Annotated in this window: 14 protein-coding genes, 1 tRNA gene, 3 rRNA genes, 1 other RNA gene and 1 other annotated feature (1 of these 20 cut by a window edge); of the genes, 2 read left to right on the forward strand and 17 right to left on the reverse strand. The window is 48.0% G+C overall.

Annotated elements, in window-relative coordinates; all coding sequences use genetic code 11:
* Positions 1–28: 28 nt before the first annotated feature.
* From RRU94_RS08290 to tadA, 15 genes are all read right to left on the reverse strand, one after another.
* A complete protein-coding gene (locus RRU94_RS08290) occupies positions 29–856 on the reverse strand; it encodes a PSP1 domain-containing protein (RefSeq protein WP_315693653.1) in 828 nt (275 codons plus the stop codon).
* Positions 849–1,856 carry a DNA polymerase III subunit delta' gene (holB, locus tag RRU94_RS08295; protein WP_315693654.1) on the reverse strand — a complete coding sequence of 336 codons (1,008 nt, stop codon included), beginning with the start codon at positions 1,854–1,856 and terminating at the stop codon, positions 849–851. The genes RRU94_RS08290 and holB overlap by 8 nt, the downstream gene beginning before the upstream one ends.
* A 14-nt stretch (positions 1,857–1,870) precedes the next feature.
* Positions 1,871–2,200: a cyclic-di-AMP receptor gene (locus RRU94_RS08300; protein WP_251274099.1), complete on the reverse strand. Its 330-nt coding sequence runs from the start codon at positions 2,198–2,200 to the stop codon at positions 1,871–1,873.
* Positions 2,201–2,243: 43 nt separating this feature from the next.
* A complete protein-coding gene (gene tmk / locus RRU94_RS08305) occupies positions 2,244–2,870 on the reverse strand; it encodes a dTMP kinase (protein WP_315693655.1) in 627 nt (208 codons plus the stop codon).
* A 1-nt stretch (position 2,871) separates the two neighbouring features.
* Complete coding sequence (locus RRU94_RS08310) at positions 2,872–4,275, reverse strand: aminotransferase class I/II-fold pyridoxal phosphate-dependent enzyme (RefSeq protein ID WP_315693656.1); 1,404 nt, start codon at positions 4,273–4,275, stop codon at positions 2,872–2,874.
* Positions 4,276–4,348: 73 nt separating this feature from the next.
* A 5S ribosomal RNA gene (gene rrf, locus RRU94_RS08315) occupies positions 4,349–4,464 on the reverse strand.
* Between the two features lie 89 nt (positions 4,465–4,553).
* A 23S ribosomal RNA gene (locus tag RRU94_RS08320) occupies positions 4,554–7,486 on the reverse strand.
* 170 nt (positions 7,487–7,656) lie between these two features.
* A 16S ribosomal RNA gene (locus tag RRU94_RS08325) occupies positions 7,657–9,209 on the reverse strand.
* Together the 16S, 23S and 5S rRNA genes form the textbook arrangement of a ribosomal RNA operon.
* Before the next feature lie 294 nt (positions 9,210–9,503).
* Positions 9,504–9,704 carry a pro-sigmaK processing inhibitor BofA family protein gene (locus RRU94_RS08330; protein WP_309091757.1) on the reverse strand — a complete coding sequence of 67 codons (201 nt, stop codon included), beginning with the start codon at positions 9,702–9,704 and terminating at the stop codon, positions 9,504–9,506.
* Between the two features lie 34 nt (positions 9,705–9,738).
* On the reverse strand, positions 9,739–9,957 hold the full coding sequence (locus RRU94_RS08335; protein WP_315693657.1) for a YaaL family protein: 219 nt from the start codon (positions 9,955–9,957) through the stop codon (positions 9,739–9,741).
* A gap of 14 nt (positions 9,958–9,971) precedes the next feature.
* A complete protein-coding gene (gene recR / locus RRU94_RS08340; protein WP_242237741.1) occupies positions 9,972–10,568 on the reverse strand; it encodes a recombination mediator RecR in 597 nt (198 codons plus the stop codon).
* Positions 10,569–10,584: 16 nt separating this feature from the next.
* Positions 10,585–10,905 carry a YbaB/EbfC family nucleoid-associated protein gene (locus RRU94_RS08345; RefSeq protein ID WP_375164564.1) on the reverse strand — a complete coding sequence of 107 codons (321 nt, stop codon included), beginning with the start codon at positions 10,903–10,905 and terminating at the stop codon, positions 10,585–10,587.
* A 24-nt stretch (positions 10,906–10,929) separates the two neighbouring features.
* Entirely contained in the window at positions 10,930–12,651 is a 1,722-nt protein-coding gene (gene dnaX, locus RRU94_RS08350; RefSeq protein WP_315693659.1) for a DNA polymerase III subunit gamma/tau, read from the reverse strand.
* A gap of 120 nt (positions 12,652–12,771) precedes the next feature.
* Positions 12,772–13,036: signal recognition particle sRNA large type (gene ffs, locus RRU94_RS08355), an RNA gene on the reverse strand.
* 45 nt (positions 13,037–13,081) lie between these two features.
* On the reverse strand, positions 13,082–13,570 hold the full coding sequence (tadA, locus tag RRU94_RS08360; RefSeq protein WP_315693661.1) for a tRNA adenosine(34) deaminase TadA: 489 nt from the start codon (positions 13,568–13,570) through the stop codon (positions 13,082–13,084).
* A gap of 54 nt (positions 13,571–13,624) precedes the next feature.
* On the opposite strand from tadA, the gene RRU94_RS08365 reads away from it, so the two are divergent.
* Together RRU94_RS08365 and RRU94_RS08370 are read left to right on the forward strand one after the other, a co-directional pair.
* A complete protein-coding gene (locus tag RRU94_RS08365; protein ID WP_315693663.1) occupies positions 13,625–14,173 on the forward strand; it encodes a cysteine hydrolase family protein in 549 nt (182 codons plus the stop codon).
* A 47-nt stretch (positions 14,174–14,220) separates the two neighbouring features.
* The gene (locus RRU94_RS08370; protein ID WP_315693664.1) at positions 14,221–15,507 is read left to right on the forward strand and encodes a glycoside hydrolase family 18 protein; all 1,287 of its coding nucleotides are present in this window, start codon (positions 14,221–14,223) and stop codon (positions 15,505–15,507) included.
* A gap of 65 nt (positions 15,508–15,572) precedes the next feature.
* Here the strand turns inward: RRU94_RS08370 and RRU94_RS08375 are convergent.
* Both RRU94_RS08375 and serS read right to left on the reverse strand, forming a co-directional pair.
* Positions 15,573–15,665: transfer RNA gene (locus tag RRU94_RS08375), tRNA-Ser, on the reverse strand.
* 59 nt (positions 15,666–15,724) lie between these two features.
* On the reverse strand, positions 15,725–17,005 hold the full coding sequence (gene serS, locus RRU94_RS08380) for a serine--tRNA ligase (RefSeq protein ID WP_315693665.1): 1,281 nt from the start codon (positions 17,003–17,005) through the stop codon (positions 15,725–15,727).
* 43 nt (positions 17,006–17,048) lie between these two features.
* Positions 17,049–17,070, reverse strand: a binding site (T-box leader) (it continues 204 nt past the right edge of the window).

Raw genomic sequence — 17,070 nt, forward strand, 5'->3', positions numbered from 1 at the left:
ACCTTTTTTATCTAACTTTTCCACCGTCTCAATCACCTGCTTTCACAGAAACGGCTCCCTCTCTTCCGATCTCATCAGATGAGAATTCAAGCGTCCGTTCCAGTTCCGGAAGATGCACCTGTACGAGCCGTTCTAAAATATTTAAGCCCGTCACACGCCCGTTCCCGCTTGGCGTTGTTACTTTTTGGCCCACATCCGGCAATTCACGGCGCGCATCCTCATACTCATCGTTTTCGTACTTTAAGCAGCACATTAATCGGCCGCATAAACCGGAAATTTTAGCTGGATTCAGGGACAGGTTTTGATCTTTTGCCATCTTGATTGAGACCGGCTCAAAATCACCAAGGAATGTTGAACAGCAAAGCATCCGTCCACATGGCCCGATACCGCCGAGCATTTTCGCTTCATCCCGAACGCCAATTTGGCGCAGCTCAATGCGCGTCCGGAAAATCGAAGCCAAATCTTTTACGAGCTCTCGGAAATCCACCCGCCCATCCGCTGTGAAATAGAAAATCACTTTATTGCGGTCAAAGGTGTATTCTACATCAACAAGCTTCATATCTAGGTTATGCTCGGTAATTTTACTCGTACAAGTTTCAAATGCCTGTATAGCTGCTTCACTGTTTTCCTGTACAGCCAAACGATCTTTCTGATCCGCCGCCCGGATCACTTTTTTCAATGGCAGAACAACATCATCTTCATCGACTTCTTTTGGCCCGACAACAACATGTCCATATTCAACCCCGCGTACCGTTTCCACAATAACGTGGTCTTCCTTTTGGATCCCGAGGTCACCTGGATCAAAATAATATATTTTACCCGCTTGTTTAAAGCGTACACCTACTACATTACACAAAGGCGTGTCCCCCCTGTAACTTTAACAAAAGCTGCTCCATTAGCAGCTGCTGGTTCATATTGCGGCTGAGCTTTCGTTTTGCCTCTAAAATGAATGCCATCCGGTCTGCCAGCGCTTCTGCTGACAAATGCAGGGCATCCTGCTGAAAAGAAGCAAGACGGTCGGGAAATGCAAGACCTTTTTCTTCCCCGGTCATAATGGAAAGCAAATCCCTGTGAATTAGAACAAAAAGATCAAGGGCAAGACTGACCTGCTGTTTCTCTTTAAAATGAGAGTGAAATTCTTCTGAAAGCGAAACAATAGCCGAGAGCCTGCCGCCTTTCAGACCTTCGTATAATTTTAACACTACTAGTCGTGCCTGTGCAAACCACTCATCTTGTGCAAGCTGGAGCGCTTCATCCAAATGATTGGTTAATTTGGAGACAATGGAAGCCATCGGCACATTAATTTCTTCTTCGATCAAGCGTTGCTTAAGCTCGCTTGAATCAATAGGACGAAACGTCAGCTGCTGGCAGCGCGATAAAATGGTCGGCAGCACAAGACTGCTTTGCTCTGTTAATAAAAAGGCGGCGGTGCGGGCGGAAGGCTCTTCTAAAAACTTGAGCAGGCTGTTCGCCGCACTTGCCGTCATTTTGTCTGCCTGATTGATAATATATACTTTCCAGCCGGATTCAACCGCAGTTTTTTTGAATTCCTGCTGTAAAAATTGAATTTGCTCTTTTTTAATCGATAAGCCATCCGGCTCAATCACATGAAGGTCGGGATGATTCCCATTTTGGATGCGGCGGCAGTTAATACATGCCCCACACGGCTGATACCCATCCAGTGGTTCCCGGCAAAACAAACTTTTTGCAAACAGCAGGGCTGTTTCTTTTTTTCCGGTTCCCGGATCTCCTTCAAACAAATAAGCATGCGCTACACGGTCACGAAGTAAACTGTTTTCAATCATCCTCATGACGATCGGCTGGCGCCCTTCTGCTTCCTTCCATGGGTTAGACACGAAATTCACACCCTTTAAAATTGATGAAACTGTTCAACCGGCAGAACAAAAACAGTCGCACCGCCTACTGGCACCTCTACCGGATACGGCACATACGCATCAACATTGCCGCCCATCGGCGATACGGGAGGAGCAACCTGTTCACGAGACTGGCAATTTTTTTTGATAAGCTCTAGTGCTTCCTGCACACGGTCATCTTCTACGCCGATCATGAATGTTGTATTGCCTGCTCTTAAAAAGCCACCAGTTGAAGCAAGCTTCGTTGCGCGGAATTGATGTTTAATCAGTGCCTGTGATAATTTATTGCTGTCCTGGTCCTGTACGACTGCGGTAATCAATTTCATATTTTTTCCCCCTTACAGGATTTCTTCTATTATACCAAATCTTTTAGCCAAGCACTTTTTCAATTTCAGAAAGTGCAGCCCGGTACACGAGCTCCTGCTCCTGCTCGGCATCAATCACCACGATGCGTTCCCGGTTGGCCTCGGCCAATTTCAAATATCCTTCCCGTACTTTCTGGTGAAAAGAAAGATCCTCCAGGTCAAGCCGGTTGACTTCCCGTCCATCATGGCGATGAATACGGGCAAGCCCGACTTCAGGCTGCACATCAAATAATAACGTCAAGGCAGGCATCATGCCATCAATCGCAAAAGCATTAATGGAGGCCACTTCCTCCATACCAAGCCCCCTTGCATAGCCTTGGTACGCAAGAGAGCTGTCGACAAAGCGGTCACAAAGGACAATAAAGTCTTTTTGAAGAGCCGGTATGACTTTTTCCACCAAATGCTGGCGGCGGGCTGCTGCATAAAGAAGTGCTTCTGTGCGAGCATCCATCTTTGTGTTGTCTTTATTTAAAATAACCGAGCGTATTTGCTCCGCAATAGCTATGCCGCCCGGTTCTCTCGTTTGAACAATCGGGTACCCCTTTTTTTCAAGCTCTTCAACAATCCGCTGGAGCACGGTCGTTTTCCCTGCTCCTTCTGGTCCTTCTATTGTAATAAATAATCCTGGCACATTAGTTCTCCTTCCGAAACACCATAAGCTTCTGTTCGTTCAATCTTTCTCCCCCATGAAAGCGGGCGCCTTGACTGACCAGCCACTCAATCTGCTCTACGTGAGCCCTTGAAATCCGTTCCCCCTCCATCACGAGCGGTATACCAGGCGGGTACGGAATAATCATTTCAGCTGCCACTTCGCCGGCTGCGTCTTTCAAGGAAACAGCTTCTTTTTGGAAGCAACTATGCTCATTATAAGGCAAGTCGAGAGTGGATACATAAGCAGACGGCAAATTTCCTGAAAAAGAAGGAGATGTTTTTCCTGTTTTAAACGACAAGCTGCCCAGTTTTTGCATAGCTTGTGCTTCAAAGAGATTCTCTTCTGCTTCTAAAAGAGGAAAAACGAGCAGTATCTGATAAGGGTCGGCGAGTTCAATATAGATGCCTGCTTCTTCAAACAAAGCCTGTAACTCATATCCTGTCAGCCCTTCAGCCCTTACAAGCAGTTTGTACGGATCATCTGTAGATATACAAACGAACCCCTTTAATTGGAGAAACTGAATCACTCTGTTTTTTACAGCCATAGAGTAAGTATGATCTTTTCTCGTATAGGAAGCGGCATAAAAACGGGCATAATCCAAGGAAGCCATAATTGGATAAGACGGACTGCTTGACTGCAGAGCCTGCAGATAAAATTGAAGGCGCGTGCGATCGATTTGGGAAGAATTAATATGAAGGTAAGCACCCATCGTCATAGCAGGCAGCATTTTGTGCGCAGACTGTACAACGATATCTCCTCCCAGCTGCAGGGCGCTCATGGGCACTTCTCCTTCCACAGCACCAAAGTGGGCTCCATGCGCCTCGTCCACAAGCACCAAGGAACCGTGAGACTTGGCAATAGCCGCCAATTCCTGAAAAGAACCGGTTATTCCATAATACGTCGGATACGTAAAAATGACCGCTTTACTTTCAGGATATGTTTTGTATGCCTCCATTAATGTTTGCTTGGATACTTGGGCTGCTGTCTGTGTATGTTCGTCAAAATCGGGTGTTAAAAAAACGGGGAAGACTTGAGCCATTTTTAAGGCGTTTAACACAGACTTATGGCAATTGCGCTGAACAAACACAATATCGCCTTTGGAAAGGGTACCAAGAATCATGGCAAGGTTGCCGACTGTACTTCCATTCACAAGAAACTTGCTTTCCACCGTATTATGTAAGTCCGAAAGCAGGTCTTCTGCTTCTTTAATACATTCTTCTGGAGCATGAAGGTCATCCAAACCCGTTAATTCGGTTACATCCAGTGAAAGCTCCATCCAAGAAGCAAGCAAGCCATTTTTGTGGCCGGGTACGTGAAAAGAAATAGGCTTTTTCTGCTGATGTTTTTTTAAAGCTTCAAGCAAAGGCATACGGGAATGATTCATTTACGAATTCTCCTTTATCGAATAAACAATATAAAAAAAAGAGACGACACGAAGTCATCTCTTTTTCATTATTGCCAGGCGGCGTCCTGCTCTCACAGGGGGAAACCCCCAACTACCATCGGCGCTGAAGAGCTTAACGGCCGTGTTCGGGATGGGAACGGGTGTGACCTCTTCGCTATTGCCACCTGACTATGAAGTTTGAAAGAAGTGTTCTTTCAAAACTGGATAGAAGCGTTATTGTATGGGCAAAAACCTTTCGGTTACACGCCAAGTGTACATTGATTAAGTCCTCGATCGATTAGTATTCGTCAGCTCCATGCGTCGCCGCACTTCCACCTCGAACCTATCTACCTCGTCATCTTCAAGGGATCTTACTTACTTGCGTAATGGGAAATCTCATCTTGAGGGGGGCTTCATGCTTAGATGCTTTCAGCACTTATCCCGTCCACACATAGCTACCCAGCGATGCCTCTGGCGAGACAACTGGTACACCAGCGGTGTGTCCATCCCGGTCCTCTCGTACTAAGGACAGCTCCTCTCAAATTTCCTGCGCCCGCGACGGATAGGGACCGAACTGTCTCACGACGTTCTGAACCCAGCTCGCGTACCGCTTTAATGGGCGAACAGCCCAACCCTTGGGACCGACTACAGCCCCAGGATGCGATGAGCCGACATCGAGGTGCCAAACCTCCCCGTCGATGTGGACTCTTGGGGGAGATAAGCCTGTTATCCCCGGGGTAGCTTTTATCCGTTGAGCGATGGCCCTTCCATGCGGAACCACCGGATCACTAAGCCCGACTTTCGTCCCTGCTCGACTTGTAGGTCTCGCAGTCAAGCTCCCTTGTGCCTTTACACTCTGCGAATGATTTCCAACCATTCTGAGGGAACCTTTGGGCGCCTCCGTTACATTTTAGGAGGCGACCGCCCCAGTCAAACTGCCCGCCTGACACTGTCTCCCACCCGGATCACGGGTGCGGGTTAGAATTTCAACACAGTCAGGGCAGTATCCCACCAGCGCCTCCACCGAAGCTGGCGCTCCGGCTTCCAAGGCTCCTGCCTATCCTGTGCAGACTGTGCCAAAATTCAATATCAGGCTGCAGTAAAGCTCCACGGGGTCTTTCCGTCCTGTCGCGGGTAACCTGCATCTTCACAGGTACTATAATTTCACCGAGTCTCTCGTTGAGACAGTGCCCAGATCGTTGCGCCTTTCGTGCGGGTCGGAACTTACCCGACAAGGAATTTCGCTACCTTAGGACCGTTATAGTTACGGCCGCCGTTTACTGGGGCTTCAATTCAGACCTTCGCTTGCGCTAAGCCCTCCTCTTAACCTTCCAGCACCGGGCAGGCGTCAGCCCCTATACGTCGCCTTGCGGCTTTGCAGAGACCTGTGTTTTTGCTAAACAGTCGCCTGGGCCTATTCACTGCGGCTCTCTCGGGCTTGCACCCTACCAGAGCACCCCTTCTCCCGAAGTTACGGGGTCATTTTGCCGAGTTCCTTAACGAGAGTTCACTCGCTCACCTTAGGATTCTCTCCTCGCCTACCTGTGTCGGTTTGCGGTACGGGCACCTTACATCTCGCTAGAGGCTTTTCTTGGCAGTGTGGAATCGAAGACTTCGGTACTAAAATTCCCTCGTCATCACAGCTCAGCCTTAATGGAAACGGGATTTGCCTCATTTCCAGCCTGACTGCTTAAACACGCGTATCCAGCTGCGTGATCTCCTATCCTCCTGCGTCCCCCCATCACTCAAACGATGCTTGGTGGTACAGGAATATCAACCTGTTATCCATCGCCTACGCCTTTCGGCCTCGGCTTAGGTCCCGACTAACCCTGAGAGGACGAGCCTTCCTCAGGAAACCTTAGGCATTCGGTGGAAGGGATTCTCACCCTTCTTTCGCTACTCATACCGGCATTCTCACTTCCAGACGCTCCACCAGTCCTTCCGGTCTGACTTCACAGCCTCTGGAACGCTCTCCTACCACTGACACCATAAGGTGTCAATCCACAGCTTCGGTGATACGTTTAGCCCCGGTACATTTTCGGCGCAGAGTCACTCGACCAGTGAGCTATTACGCACTCTTTAAATGGTGGCTGCTTCTAAGCCAACATCCTGGTTGTCTGGGCAACTCCACATCCTTTTCCACTTAACGTATACTTTGGGACCTTAGCTGGTGGTCTGGGCTGTTTCCCTCTTGACTACGGATCTTATCACTCGCAGTCTGACTCCCAAACATAAGTATCTGGCATTCGGAGTTTGTCTGAATTCGGTAACCCGGGATGGGCCCCTAGTCCAAACAGTGCTCTACCTCCAGTACTCTTCGTTTGAGGCTAGCCCTAAAGCTATTTCGGAGAGAACCAGCTATCTCCAGGTTCGATTGGAATTTCACCGCTACCCACACCTCATCCCCGCACTTTTCAACGTGCGTGGGTTCGGACCTCCAGTGAGTGTTACCTCACCTTCATCCTGGACATGGGTAGATCACCTGGTTTCGGGTCTACGACCTCATACTCATGCGCCCTATTCAGACTCGCTTTCGCTGCGGCTCCGCTTTATCAGCTTAACCTTGCATGAAATCGTAACTCGCCGGTTCATTCTACAAAAGGCACGCTATCACCCGTTAAAGGGCTCTAACTACTTGTAGGCACACGGTTTCAGGATCTCTTTCACTCCCCTTCCGGGGTGCTTTTCACCTTTCCCTCACGGTACTGGTTCACTATCGGTCACTAGGGAGTATTTAGCCTTGGGAGATGGTCCTCCCGGATTCCGACGGAATTCCTCGTGTTCCGCCGTACTCAGGATACACTCAAGAGAGAAGAGAATTTCAGCTACAGGGCTGTTACCTTGTACCGCGGATCTTTCCAGATCGCTTCACCTATCCTCTTCCTTTGTAACTCCGTATAGAGTGTCCTACAACCCCAAGAAGCAAGCTTCTTGGTTTGGGCTATGTCCCGTTTCGCTCGCCGCTACTCAGGGAATCGCGTTTGCTTTCTCTTCCTCCGGGTACTTAGATGTTTCAGTTCCCCGGGTATGCCTCCTCCTGCCCTATGTATTCAGGCAGGGGTGCCATCCCATTACGGATGGTGGGTTTCCCCATTCGGAAATCTCCGGATCAAAGCTTACTTACAGCTCCCCGGAGCATATCGGTGTTAGTCCCGTCCTTCTTCGGCTCCTAGTGCCAAGGCATCCACCGTGCGCCCTTTCTAACTTAACCTAAAATGGCGGTGTATCTTACTCGGTTTTTTGCTTTGGTCATACAATGTGTTGCTTCTATCCAGTTTTCAAAGAACAGTTTCATCTTGAAGGATTGAACCTTCAAAACTGAACAAAATCAAACGTCAACGTGTGTGAGAACCAAGTTCTCACTTCCGTAAATATCCTTAGAAAGGAGGTGATCCAGCCGCACCTTCCGATACGGCTACCTTGTTACGACTTCACCCCAATCATCTGCCCCACCTTCGGCGGCTGGCTCCCGTAAGGGTTACCCCACCGACTTCGGGTGTTGCAAACTCTCGTGGTGTGACGGGCGGTGTGTACAAGGCCCGGGAACGTATTCACCGCGGCATGCTGATCCGCGATTACTAGCGATTCCAGCTTCATGCAGGCGAGTTGCAGCCTGCAATCCGAACTGAGAATGGTTTTATGGGATTGGCTAAACCTCGCGGTCTTGCAGCCCTTTGTACCATCCATTGTAGCACGTGTGTAGCCCAGGTCATAAGGGGCATGATGATTTGACGTCATCCCCACCTTCCTCCGGTTTGTCACCGGCAGTCACCTTAGAGTGCCCAACTGAATGCTGGCAACTAAGATCAAGGGTTGCGCTCGTTGCGGGACTTAACCCAACATCTCACGACACGAGCTGACGACAACCATGCACCACCTGTCACCGCTGCCCCCGAAGGGGAAGATCTGTCTCCAGACCGGTCAGCGGGATGTCAAGACCTGGTAAGGTTCTTCGCGTTGCTTCGAATTAAACCACATGCTCCACCGCTTGTGCGGGCCCCCGTCAATTCCTTTGAGTTTCAGCCTTGCGGCCGTACTCCCCAGGCGGAGTGCTTAATGCGTTAGCTGCAGCACTGAGGGGCGGAAACCCCCCAACACTTAGCACTCATCGTTTACGGCGTGGACTACCAGGGTATCTAATCCTGTTCGCTCCCCACGCTTTCGCGCCTCAGCGTCAGTTACAGACCAAAGAGCCGCCTTCGCCACTGGTGTTCCTCCACATCTCTACGCATTTCACCGCTACACGTGGAATTCCGCTCTTCTCTTCTGCACTCAAGCCTTCCAGTTTCCAATGACCCTCCACGGTTGAGCCGTGGGCTTTCACATCAGACTTAAAAGGCCGCCTGCGCGCGCTTTACGCCCAATAATTCCGGACAACGCTTGCCACCTACGTATTACCGCGGCTGCTGGCACGTAGTTAGCCGTGGCTTTCTGGCCAGGTACCGTCAAGGTACGGGCAGTTACTCCCATACTTGTTCTTCCCTGACAACAGAGTTTTACGATCCGAAAACCTTCTTCACTCACGCGGCGTTGCTCCGTCAGACTTTCGTCCATTGCGGAAGATTCCCTACTGCTGCCTCCCGTAGGAGTCTGGGCCGTGTCTCAGTCCCAGTGTGGCCGATCACCCTCTCAGGTCGGCTACGCATCGTCGCCTTGGTGAGCCGTTACCTCACCAACTAGCTAATGCGCCGCGGGTCCATCTGTAAGTGACAGCCGAAGCCGCCTTTCAATCAAGAGCCATGCAGCTCTTGATATTATCCGGTATTAGCCCCGGTTTCCCGGAGTTATCCCAGTCTTACAGGCAGGTTACCCACGTGTTACTCACCCGTCCGCCGCTAACTTGAACAGAGCAAGCTCTGTCAAGTCCGCTCGACTTGCATGTATTAGGCACGCCGCCAGCGTTCGTCCTGAGCCAGGATCAAACTCTCCAAAAAAGTTTGACTTGCTCATTTGTTTCCACTAAAACACGGGGTGTTTTTAGTGGAAGATAAAAATTTAAAACGTTGACGTTTTTATTGATTTTGTTCAGTTTTCAATGTTCAATGTTCAATGTTCAATGTTCAATTCGCTCATGCCATCTCTGCGACAGCTATAACATCATATCATCATTTGATGCGATGTGTCAATATCTTTTTTAACTTTTTTATTTCTTGCTGACTGCTTTTCAGCAGCAACTTTATTAATATACCAGCTCGTCTCTTTTGCGTCAATAACTTTCCAATGTTTTTTTACGGGAAAACAAAAAAATAAATAGCTGCCAGAGAGAGAACTCCCGGCAGCCCGAGGAAACCGGCTAAAAAAGCGGTAAATGGATTTATCACAATATACAGATCCGTCTCTTGTATACATACATTGATTACGTATAAAAGAAAAGCACCTATCACTGTTTTCTTAAAAATCATCATCAGAATCTCGCTCAATTTTCGCATTTTTTCACGCTCCTCCTCTATATATAGAAGAGAATTATTCTTTTATGCGAATTTGCCGTTTTTTCGCTTCGCGGAACAAAAAGAAATATTTCGCTTGAGCGGCTTTTGTTTGAGCTTCAAGCTCATTGTTTTGTTCAAAGCTAAGACGAAGCAAGTCACGATTTTTAAACCAATCTGTTCTTGCCTGGCTCATTAAACTGATTAATTTATCATCATACATACTGCGCATGCTTTGTTTTTTGCGAAAAAACATAGATGCTTTCCTCCTTACAGCTCCCGGCGTCCCTCTATCGCCTTAGACAAAGTCACTTCATCGGCATATTCAAGATCACCGCCGACTGGAAGGCCATGAGCAATGCGGGTCGTCCGGATACCAGATGGTTTTAGCAGCCTGGAGATATACATTGCCGTTGCTTCTCCTTCGATATTCGGATTGGTCGCTAAAATGACTTCTTTAATGGTTTCATCCTGAAGCCGTTTCACTAAGTCCGGTACGTTGATATCTTCCGGCCCGATTCCTTCCATTGGAGAGATAGCGCCATGAAGAACATGGTACAAGCCATTGTATTCCTTCATTTTCTCCATCGCAATGACGTCTTTCGGGTCCTGTACTACGCAGACAATGCTTCGGTCACGGCGCTCATCTTTACAAATGGAACATGGATCTTGATCGGTAATATGGCCGCATACTGAACAATAGCCTAGGTCACGTTTGGCATTCACAAGTGCTTTCCCGAATTCAAGCACATCTTCTTCTTTCATGTTTAGCACAAAAAAAGCCAGACGAGCCGCTGTTTTTGGCCCGATGCCCGGCAATTTCATGAAGCTGTCAATCAGCTTCGTTATAGGTTCGGGATAATACATTTATAATTCCTCCTCTTTAGAAAGGAAGGTTCATCCCTTTCGTAAACTGTCCCATCGTCTGGTTCGTTTCGTCGTCTACTTTTTTCAGCGCATCATTTACTGCTGCAAGAACAAGATCTTGAAGCATTTCGATATCATCTGGATCTACAACTTCTTCTTTGATTTGAACATCGGTTACTTGTTTTTGGCCGGACATGCTGACTTTCACCATGCCGCCTCCTGCTGTTCCTTCAAATTGTTTTTCCGCCAGTTCTTCCTGCGCCTGCTGCATCTGCTTTTGCATTTTCTGCATCTGCTTCATCATATTCTGCATGTTGCCCATTCCTCCGCCACGCATCATGTTCATCATCCTCCAATTAAATTAGTCTTTGATTTCAAGAAATTCTTCTCCAACAAGCTCAAGCGCTTTTGACACGAGAGGATCTTCTTCCTCTTCCGGCACATCCGCTTCTGCTTCTTCACCCGGTGGTGCCGTAACGCCTTCTTCTTTTTGCTTTTTCACAAAAGAGCGGCGAATGTCGAGCCACGCTTCTTCCGGCACAACAAGCGGCCGATATGGCTTGCCGGTTAATTCATTTAAAATCGTCGAAATGGAATCCATAAACGCTTTATTATCAGAGGCCATTTGACAATGAATTTCGTATTTAAATTTTAACACAAATGAGTCTGCAGACGCAGCGACAGGTTCTGCATCATTTAAAAGAGCTGCCTGAGAGCGCATTTGCCGTTCATTCAAGTAGCCAATCATATTGCCCCAGCGGCTTTTAATATTTTGAATATCCTGCTTTGTTGCTTCCGAAAGTACTTTTTCAATCTGCGGAACGGCCACTTTAAATTGATTGCTCGGGCGTGACATTTTCTTCGCAGCCGGCTTCGGTACTTCCGTTTCTACTGAGCCGGCCGGACGTTTTTTCAGCTCCTGTACTTCCTGCTCAAGCCGGTTTATTTTTTCAAGCAGGCCGGCGATTTCCGGGCCGGAGGCAGCAGACTCTGCTTTTATGTGAAGACGGCTCATTTTCACGAGGGCCACTTCAAGATAAATACGCGCGTGATTGGTGAACTTCATATCCTGCTGCGCTTTATTTAAAATGGCGATATATTCATAAATAGCCGGTTCAGACACCCGGCCTGCAAGTTCTGTAAACGTTTCTTCCGCCATTGTGCGTTCTAATGATTCTTCAAGTTCCGGCGCCATTTTTAAAAGCAGCATATCACGGAAATATAAAATTAAATCCTCCGTAAATCGAGTCGGATCTTTTCCTTCCATAAGCAGTTTGTTCAGTGTTTGAACAGCTTCAGCGGCGTTTTGATTAAAAACGGCCTCGGCGATGCTCTGAAGCATCTCCTGCCCGACTGTCCCGGTTACGATTAGAGCATCTGCTTCTGTTAAACGGCCTCGGCTGTAAGAAACCGCTTGATCGAGCAGACTAAGGGCGTCACGCATTCCGCCTTCCGCCGCCCGGGCAATGATCGGCAGTGCCGGTTCATCAAACGCTGTTCCGGTTTCATTTAAAATAAGCGTCATGCGCCCGGTAATCGCCTGAGCCGTAATTCGCTTAAAATCAAACCGCTGGCAGCGAGAAATGATCGTGAGAGGAATTTTGTGCGGTTCTGTTGTCGCCAAAATAAAGATCACATGCGTCGGTGGTTCTTCAAGCGTTTTTAGTAAAGCGTTAAACGCGCCGGTTGAAAGCATGTGCACTTCATCAATAATATATACTTTAAACCGGACAGAGCCGGGTGCGTACTTTACTTTGTCGCGAATATCGCGAATTTCATCTACACCATTGTTCGAAGCTGCGTCAATTTCAATTACATCCTGAATGGATCCATCTGAAATTCCCCGGCAGGATGCACATTCATTGCACGGTTCTGCTGAAGGACCGTTTTCACAGTTTACCGCTTTAGCTAAAATCTTCGCCGCACTTGTTTTTCCGGTTCCACGCGGGCCGGAAAAAAGATAAGCATGTGAGATCTTGTCTTGAAGGAGAGCGTTCTGAAGCGTTTTCGTTATGTGCTCCTGCCCAACGACATCCGCAAAGTTCTGCGGCCGCCATACACGGTATAATGCCTGATAGCTCATTCTGTACCCCCTTCATCTTTCTTGTTTTATTATAAACGAACGAGCACACCTTTTCTATTCCAATGAAAGCAAAAAGACGCCCGGCAAACCGGACGCCTTGTTTATGTTTATTATGTAATACCGTGCACCTTCTGTCGACTGCCAATCACAGGCGTTACTTGAGCAGTTAGCTCAGCCCAGGCTGCCCCGCGGCACATGAGAGAGTCCACTTAATGCTGCTTCCTTCCGGACCTGACATGGTTCATGGGTTCCCATTGCGCAGGACCCGAACGTCAACGCCACTTACAAAAGGCAGACCCCACAATTAAACAGCCTCGAGAAGGAATTCAGTCCCGCTAGAGCGGATTGCGGATACAGGGCACCGCTACCTCCCCACTTAGCACGGCAAGATCTATTATACTACCTTGAGTCAAAAAAAGCAATGTGGAAACTATTTACTCTGTTGCTGCTTTTTTTGTTCCTTTTTCCTTTGCCGGATATTCCGAAAAAACTGCGTCAGGATCATGCCGCATTCTTCTTCCAACACACCGGGCACCACTTCGCAGCGATGGTTAAAACGGTCATCTTCAAGCAGATTCATCAGTGTACCGGCGCAGCCGGCTTTTGGATCTGCCGCTCCGTAAACCACCCGCTCTACACGAGACAATAAAATGGCGCCGCTGCACATCGGACACGGCTCCAGTGTAACGTAAAGCGTCGTCCCCTCGAGCCTCCAGCCTTCTGTTTCTTCACAAGCGCGTTGAATGGCTAAAAGCTCTGCATGGGTAACAGCGTTTTGAGTCGTTTCTCTCAAATTGTATCCCGATGCAATGACTTTATTGTCTTTCACAATTACCGCCCCGATCGGCACTTCACCGAGGTACTCGGCTTTTTTTGCTTCCTCAATTGCCAGCTTCATAAAAAATTCGTCCACTTTCATGCTCCTTTCTGCAGAAATAAGGGTATTACATATAGAAGTGAAGGAGGAACAGTTATGACCAAAAAATGTGCACTTCTAGTTGTTGACATGATTAACGATTTTCAATTCCCAAAAGGGAAACAACTGGCCGGCTTTACAAAAGAAACGATCGAACCAATTTTGCAGTTGAAAGATCATTTCCATCAAAAAGAATGGCCGGTTATTTATATAAATGACCACTATGGACTTTGGAAAGCGGATATTGCGCTGATTACAGACCACGCATCTAATGAAATAAGCGCTCCTATTATACAGCAAATAAAGCCGAGCGACGAAGATTACTTTTTAATCAAGCCAAAGCATTCCGCTTTTTATGGTACCGCTCTTCATACACTGCTGCATGAACTAGGCGTAGATTCGGTAGCTGTAACAGGCGTAGCCGGAAACATTTGTGTTTTCTTTACCGCAAACGACGCTTATATGCGCGAGTTTAACATTTACGTTCCAAAGGATGCCATTGCATCAGAGGAAAAGAAATTCAACCAATATGCGCTTGAAATGATGGAAACAGTTCTTAGCGCAGATGTGCGCCCATCAAATGATTTGATTCAACTGTTGTCATAAGACGCCTTTCCTCTCTGTACACTTAGTATAGAGAGGAGGAACGGCGTATGGACATTTATGTTGTAAAAAGCGGCGATACATTATTTCAAATCGCACGGCGGTACGGGACAACCGTAGACGCAATCAGCGATGCAAACCAGCTTGCGACTCTGCCACATCTTGTGGTCGGACAGGCGCTGGTGATCCCTATTGCCGGAAGGTTCCACACTGTGGTTGCCGGAGACAGCTTATGGAGAATATCAAGACAGTATGGAGTAACTGTTGAAGAAATTGTCCGTATCAACGGTTTGTCGCCAACTGCTCCGCTTCAAATCGGTCGGCAGCTGCGTATTCCATCGCCTCCAAAAAAACAAATTGAGTCTCTTGCTTATGTTGAGCCTTCTGCGGCCGGTTATTCAAGCACCATTCTCAATCAAGCCCGGGAAGCGGCCCCCCATCTCACTTACTTCGCCCCGGTCAGCTACAATGCAAGGCGGGATGGATCTTTAACAGAACCGGCTGTTCGTCCCATTGCGACGATTGCTGAACAACATGGCACCGTCTTAATGATGGACATTACTAATTTAGAAGAAGGACAATTCAGCGGAGAGCTTGCCCGCGTACTGCTGAACGATACAGCTGTTCAGGAAACCTTTTTAAACAATATCAGCAGGATTGCCGCCCAAACAAATTTCAGGGATATCCATTTTGATTTTGAATATTTGCGGCCTGAGGATAGAGAAGCATACAACCAGTTTCTCCGCCGGGCGGTGGAACGATTTCACCGCGAAGGCAAAACGGTTTCAACCGCTCTTGCTCCCAAAACAAGCGCTACCCAGCAGGGGCAGTGGTATGAAGCGCATGATTACAAAGCGCACGGAGAAATTGTGGATTTCTCCGTCCTTATGACCTATGAATGGGGATACAGCGGAGGTCCGCCAATGGCCGTTTCACCGATTGGGCCTGTCCGTAACGTCCTTACGTATGCCGTGACGGAAATGCCTGCTTCTAAAATCGTCATGGGCCAGAATTTATACGGATATGATTGGACACTTCCATACAGGCCGGGAAATCCGTTTGCAAGAGCGGTCAGCCCGCAGGAAGCACTGCGGCGTGCGGCGCGTTACAACGCTTCTGTCCGTTATGATTTTACGGCACAGGCTCCTTTTATCGACTATACAGACGAAGAAGGACGTGCTCATAAAATTTGGTTTGAAGATGCACGCTCAGTCGATGCAAAATTCTCGCTCATTAGAGAGCTCGGACTGGGCGGTATCGCTTATTGGAAAATTGGTTTTTCCTTTCCACAAAACTGGCTGCTGCTTTCTGACCGGTTTACGGTCGTTAAAATATAAAAAGAACGCCCATCTGACAAGTCAGATGGGCGTTCATATCTCCAATTATGCACTTATGTTAAAAATGGAGGAGGAAAGGGGATTCGAACCCCTGCGCGGTTTGACCCGCCTGTCGGTTTTCAAGACCGATCCCTTCAGCCGGACTTGGGTATTCCTCCGTCGTATCGACAAGAATTAATTTATCATAGGGTAAATTATTCTGTCAACACGATTCCACTTATTTTTTTTCGATTTTTTCTTTGCCGCCCATATATGGACGCAGCACTTCTGGAATTAGAATGCTTCCGTCTTCCTGCTGGTAGTTCTCTAAAAGAGCTGCCACTGTACGGCCAATCGCAAGACCTGACCCATTTAGTGTATGCACATGCTCCGGCTTGCCATTTTTCTCGCGACGGAAACGGATATTCGCCCGGCGTGCCTGGAAGCCTTCAAAGTTTGAGCAAGAAGAAATTTCTTTATACTCATTGTAGCTTGGCAGCCATACTTCAATATCGTACTTTTTCGCTGCGGTAAACCCGAGGTCCGCAGAACACATATCAAGCACACGGTAAGGAAGACCGAGCAGCTGCAGTACTTTTTCCGCATGACCTGTCAGCTTTTCAAGCTCTGCATAAGAATCTTCCGGCTTCACAAAACGGACCATTTCTACCTTGTTGAATTGATGCTGGCGAATTAAGCCGCGTGTGTCACGGCCGGCAGATCCTGCTTCAGAACGGAAGCATGCGCTGTACGCTGCATAAGCAATCGGCAGGTCCTCACCATTTAAAATTTCATCGCGGTGATAATTTGTCACCGGCACTTCCGCTGTCGGGATGAGGAAGTAATCTTCCGCTTCAATCCGGAAAGCATCCTCTTCAAACTTTGGCAGCTGCCCTGTCCCTGTCATGCTTCCACGGTTTACCATGTACGGCGGCATCATTTCTGTGTAGCCATGCTCTTCCGTGTGCAAATCCAGCATAAAGCTGATAAGAGCACGTTCAAGCTTTGAACCTGCCCCTTTATAGAAAGTAAAGCGGCTGCCTGTTACTTTGCCGGCACGCTCGAAATCAAGGATATCCAAATCCGTTGCTAAATCCCAATGCGGCTTTGCTTCAAAGCTAAATTCCGGCACGCTTCCCCATTTACGAATTTCCACATTATCTTCTTCAGAATCGCCTGCCGGGACACTTTCATGCGGGATGTTCGGCATCCGCAGCATCAGCTGCTCCAGTTTTTCTTCTGTTTCCCGAAGCTCCGTATCAAGCTCTTTAATTTTTTCGCCGACTTCACGCATTTCTGTAATGAGTGCATCCGCATCCTGTTTTTCTTTTTTTAAACGAGCAACCTCCTGTGATACTGTGTTGCGTTTGCTCTTCAGCTCTTCTGTCTGGCCAAGCAGCTCACGGCGCTTTTTCTCCAGTTCTTCAAAATCTTCAAATGCGCTCATATCCTCGCCCCGAAACTTCAGGCGTTCTTTCACTTCCGCAAAATGAGACCGCAAATATTTCATATCCAGCATATGCAATTCCTCCTTTAAAAAATAAAAAACTTCCGCCCCTATGGAAAGGGACGGAAGTTTGATTC

The organism is Domibacillus sp. DTU_2020_1001157_1_SI_ALB_TIR_016 (assembly GCF_032341995.1).
Lineage (GTDB): Bacteria > Bacillota > Bacilli > Bacillales > Domibacillaceae > Domibacillus > Domibacillus indicus_A.